Raw genomic sequence first — 4,028 nt, forward strand, 5'->3', positions numbered from 1 at the left:
GGCAGCAGCGGTCCTGGCAGCGCGGCCCCGGCGGCGGCCTCGACGACGCATGCCGTGTCGGCCGGCGTGCCACCCTGACCGCCGCAGCTCTCCGGGAGATGCACCGCGTGGAAGCCGTTGGCCACCAGTTCGTTCCACCATGGCGGCAGTTCGCCTCCGGCGAGCTGGTCGAGCAGCTCGCGGGTGTGGCTGACCGGGGCGTGGCGCGCCGCGAACTGCGCGACGGCGTCGGTCAGGTGCTGCTGCTCCGGGGTGAGCCCGATGGTCATGACGCCTCCTCGGCCGCGGTGGTGTCGCGCCGCCGCCGGTCGCGGAAGAATCGGGCGGCCTCGGCGATCGCGTCGGTCGCCGGCCGCGGCTGCCAGCCGAGTTCGCGGGTCGCCTTCGAGTGGTCCATCGCCGACATGATGTGCATGAGCCGCACGCTGATCCGCGTCAACCGGGTGTCACGGCCCCGGATCCGGGCCGCCGCCTCCCCGGCCGCGCCGAGCGCCGACATCACCGGCAGCGGCACACCGACCCGCGGTGGCGTCGTCCCGACGGCGTCGCAGGCACAGGCGTAGACGTCGCGGGCACTCATGAATCGTTCGGAGACGATGTAGCGCTCGCCGACCCGCCCGACCCGGCCGGCCAGCAGCATGGCGCGTGCCGCGTCCTCGACACCCACCACCTCCGACTGCGCCCCGGCGACGTAGAACGGCAGCTTCCCGCGGGCCGCGGCGGCCACGAGACCGCCGTGCGGGGTGGGCAGCCAGTCACCGGGGCCGTAGGTGTTGGCCACGCACATCGCGACGCCGGGCAGCCCGCGGTCGCGGCAATGGTCGAACAGCAGGTTCTCCGCCGCCACCCTGGTGCGGATGTACTCGCCGCCTTCGTCGAGCCAGTTGTGGGCGGTCTGCTCGGTGGCGAGGCCGTCGCGGACCCGGCCGATGGTGCCGATGGAGCTGGTGAACACGAACCGGTGCAGCGGCGCCTGCGCGGCGATGTCCAGCACGCTGCGCAGCCCGTCGACATTGGTGCGCCACATCGGCGCCGGGTCGCGCAGCCAGGGCCGGGCGTCGACCACGCAGTAGTACACGGTGTCGCATCCGCTGATCGCGTCGCGCACCGCCGCGGTGTCGAAGACGTCGCCGTAGCGGCGCTCGACGTCGAGGCCGTCGATGCCGCGGGTGGAGCTGGTGGTGCGGATCAGCACCCGCACGTCGTCGCCTTGCGTCACCAGCGCCCGGGTGACGTGCGAGCCGAGGAACCCGCTCGCGCCGATGACCAGACTCCTCGAGGCCACTGCCACCGCTTCCGTTCGTCGTCGGGCGAGACGGACCGTCTCGTCTCGCGCTAGGTTACGCTAGCCGGGATCCGGCCGACGACCGCGGAGGGGGTGGGAGTGCCACCGCTCGACACCGCACCGCGACGGCGCAGCGAGAAATCGCGCGCCGCGATCGTCTCCGCCACCCGGGAACTACTGCTGGAGCGCGGCTTCGACGGGATGAGCATCGAGGCCGTCGCTGCCCGCGCCGGGGTCGGCAAGCAGACCATCTACCGCTGGTGGCCGAGCCGGCCCGCACTGGTGGCCGACGTGCTGCTCGAGGACGCCGACCGGATTCTGCGCCCGGTGGCGTACTCCGACGACGTCACCGCCGACCTCGCCCGGTGGGCGGGCAGGCTGGCGGCCACCCTCACCACCGCGCGAGGATCGGCGATGCTGCGCATCCTCACGGTGGCCTCCATCGAGCACGACGACACCGCGGACCGGTTGCGCAGCGGGTTCAGCGGGCCGCTGCAGGAGGCGGTGCAGTCGCGGCTGCTCGCGGACGGGGTCGACGAGGCGGTCGCCGAGGCCGCGGCCGACGCGATCGTCGGCGGCATCGTGTATGCCGTTCTGCGCGAGGGCCGTTCGTATCCGCGCCACCGGGCGGAGTTCGCCACCCGCACCATCGTGGACTCGCTGACCGGACGCGGCCCGGCCGGCGGCCTTCGGCCATAGACTGACCGACCGTGAGCACACTGTTCGGCTTCGCGCCGTGGATCGTGTACTGGGTGCTCGTCGGCAACGTGCCGGCGAGCACCGCCGTCCTGGCGGCGCTGGCGATCGCGGTCGCCGGCTTCGGGATCGGCCGGGCGCTGCACTGGCCGGGCCGCACCCTGGAACTGGGCGCGGTGATCGTCTTCGCGGTGCTGACGGTGCTGTCGTTCACCACCAGCGAGGCGTTCATGGCGGAGTGGCTGCAGCCGCTCGGCAATCTCGGGATCTTCGCCGTGGCGCTGATCGGCCTGCTGGCGGGCCGGCCCTTCGTCCGCGAGTTCGCCGAGGTGGGCCGGCCTGCCAATGTGCTCAAGAGCGAACTGTTCGAGCGCATCACCACGCTGCTGACCTGGATCTGGATCGCGGCATTCGCCGGGATGACGATCTCGTCGGTGATCCCGCCGCTGGTCTACGGCCAGGCCACCATCTTCGACGCCGACACCCCGCTGTCGTTCATCTGCTACTGGGTGATCCCGTTCCTGCTGCTCGGCGCGGCGGCGCTGGCGTCGAAGGTGCTGCCCGACCGGATGACAGCGGGCATCGACGACGCGCAACGCAACACCACGTTCGTCGCCTACGGCGAGGCCACCATCGACGAGCTGTACTACCTGGCCAAGGAGCACGCCGACCGGGAGACCGGCGCAGGCGAGGAGGCCTACGACGTCAGGGTGGGAGGCAAGGGCACCCCGCTGGTCGGCGACGAGGACCGGATGTCCTGGCCGTCCAGCTACAAGGTGCGCAAGGTCAACCGCTGAGGGTCAGCGGAACACGCCCGCGATCTCGAGCAGCCGCAGCACCGCCACCACCAAGAACACCGCCGCGATGACCCCGACGATCGCGAACGCGGCGATCGCGCCCGGGGTGAACCGGCGGGCGGGTGTGGGGTCGGTGTTCGCCGACTGGCTGACGTGCGACGAGTCGGGCGGGGTGTCGCCGGGCGCGACGCCGCCGCCGGGTTCGAGCCCGGGGGTGTCGACGGGATCCGGGTCTGGGGGCTGGGCTGTCATCGGGTGAGGCGTACCCGATGGCGCAGGGCTCACACCTGAGCAGTCACAACATCCCGGCGATCGCACTGACGATGAACACGCCCGACACCGCGGTGAAGCAGATGATCGCGAGCGCCGCGGCGGGCCAGGGCCAGGTGGGCCTGCCCTGTCTGCGCGCCCGCCTGATGCCGACCGTCATCAGCACGAAGGCGACGGCGGCGCCGCCCCACACCCAGCCGAAGACCGTGAGGTTGACGCCGGCATCGCACCCGCTGCGGCACACGTCGACGGCGGTGGCGCCGGCGAGCATCGACCAGAACACCGAGACGCAGGCGGCCAAGACCACCAGTGGGGCCAGGATGCCCGTCCTCCTGGCGTCCCGCCGCTGGGCCGGCGACGCGGCGGGCGGGTGCGGCGGATGCTGGGACATGTGCTCAGTATCGCCGCGGATCAGACCCCTTCGGCGCAGCAGTTCGCCGGGCCGCGCGGATCACGGCAGGCGGGCGCAGCCCCGCCACACCGTGTCGACGAGACCGGTCAGCGCGTCGTCGTCGAGGGCGGGCAGACCGAACACCAGGCGGTAGTAGGCCGGCGACACCAGCGCGTCGACGACCACCTCGGGGTCGGCGCCGTCGCGCAGTTCACCGCGGCCCGCGGCGTCGTGCAACACCGCGACCAGTGCGGCCCGCCGCGGCAGCAGCCACTGGTCGAGCAGCGCGGTGCCGACGTCGCGGTCGGCGTCGGCGGCGCTGATCACCCGGCGGACCAGCGGGCCGGTGGCGGCGTCGGACAGGATCGCGTTGAGCGAGCGCACGTGGTGGGTGAGCGCCTCGCGGGTGCTGCTGCCCGCGGGCCGGATGAGGGAGTCCACGGTGGAGCCGAGCAGGCCCTCGAGCACGATCGCCGCCGACGACGGCCACCACTTGTAGACGGTGGTGCGGCTGACGGCGGCGCGCTTGGCGATCGCGTCGATGGTGGCCGCGCCGGGGCCACCGGCGAGCGCCAGTTCGGCGGCCGCG

The 4,028-nt window shown here is 72.8% G+C and carries 7 protein-coding genes; 2 read left to right on the forward strand and 5 right to left on the reverse strand.

Features of this window, described 5'->3' with window-relative positions:
• Both Q2100_RS27745 and Q2100_RS27750 read right to left on the reverse strand, forming a co-directional pair.
• On the reverse strand, nucleotides 1–269 hold a 269-nt coding region (locus Q2100_RS27745), incomplete at its 3' end, for an acyl-CoA dehydrogenase family protein (RefSeq protein WP_302916628.1).
• On the reverse strand, nucleotides 266–1,285 hold the full coding sequence (locus Q2100_RS27750; protein WP_302916629.1) for an NAD-dependent epimerase/dehydratase family protein: 1,020 nt from the start codon (nucleotides 1,283–1,285) through the stop codon (nucleotides 266–268). The genes Q2100_RS27750 and Q2100_RS27745, both read right to left, overlap by 4 nt.
• A 99-nt stretch (nucleotides 1,286–1,384) precedes the next feature.
• Here Q2100_RS27750 and Q2100_RS27755 point away from each other — a divergent pair, with 99 nt between their 5' ends.
• Both Q2100_RS27755 and Q2100_RS27760 read left to right on the forward strand, forming a co-directional pair.
• The gene (locus tag Q2100_RS27755) at nucleotides 1,385–1,984 is read left to right on the forward strand and encodes a TetR/AcrR family transcriptional regulator (RefSeq protein ID WP_302916630.1); all 600 of its coding nucleotides are present in this window, start codon (nucleotides 1,385–1,387) and stop codon (nucleotides 1,982–1,984) included.
• Nucleotides 1,985–1,995: 11 nt separating this feature from the next.
• Complete coding sequence (locus Q2100_RS27760) at nucleotides 1,996–2,778, forward strand: hypothetical protein (protein ID WP_302916631.1); 783 nt, start codon at nucleotides 1,996–1,998, stop codon at nucleotides 2,776–2,778.
• Between the two features lie 3 nt (nucleotides 2,779–2,781).
• On the opposite strand, the gene Q2100_RS27765 is transcribed toward Q2100_RS27760, so the two are convergent.
• The 3 genes from Q2100_RS27765 to Q2100_RS27775 all read right to left on the reverse strand — a co-directional run.
• Nucleotides 2,782–3,030, reverse strand: a complete 249-nt coding sequence (locus Q2100_RS27765) for a DUF6480 family protein (RefSeq protein ID WP_264014853.1) — start codon at nucleotides 3,028–3,030, stop codon at nucleotides 2,782–2,784.
• A gap of 43 nt (nucleotides 3,031–3,073) precedes the next feature.
• On the reverse strand, nucleotides 3,074–3,439 hold the full coding sequence (locus tag Q2100_RS27770; protein ID WP_302916632.1) for a hypothetical protein: 366 nt from the start codon (nucleotides 3,437–3,439) through the stop codon (nucleotides 3,074–3,076).
• Nucleotides 3,440–3,499: 60 nt separating this feature from the next.
• On the reverse strand, nucleotides 3,500–4,028 hold a 529-nt coding region (locus tag Q2100_RS27775), incomplete at its 5' end, for a TetR/AcrR family transcriptional regulator (protein WP_302916633.1).

This window comes from Mycolicibacterium arseniciresistens, from assembly GCF_030519285.1.
Lineage (GTDB): Bacteria > Actinomycetota > Actinomycetes > Mycobacteriales > Mycobacteriaceae > Mycobacterium > Mycobacterium arseniciresistens.

Excerpts from the sequence above, each read along its gene's own strand:
- Q2100_RS27765 (WP_264014853.1), bottom strand. The coding sequence starts at position 3,030 with ATGACAGCCCAGCCCCCAGACCCGGATCCCGTCGACACCCCCGGGCTC.
- Q2100_RS27770 (WP_302916632.1), bottom strand. The coding sequence starts at position 3,439 with ATGTCCCAGCATCCGCCGCACCCGCCCGCCGCGTCGCCGGCCCAGCGG.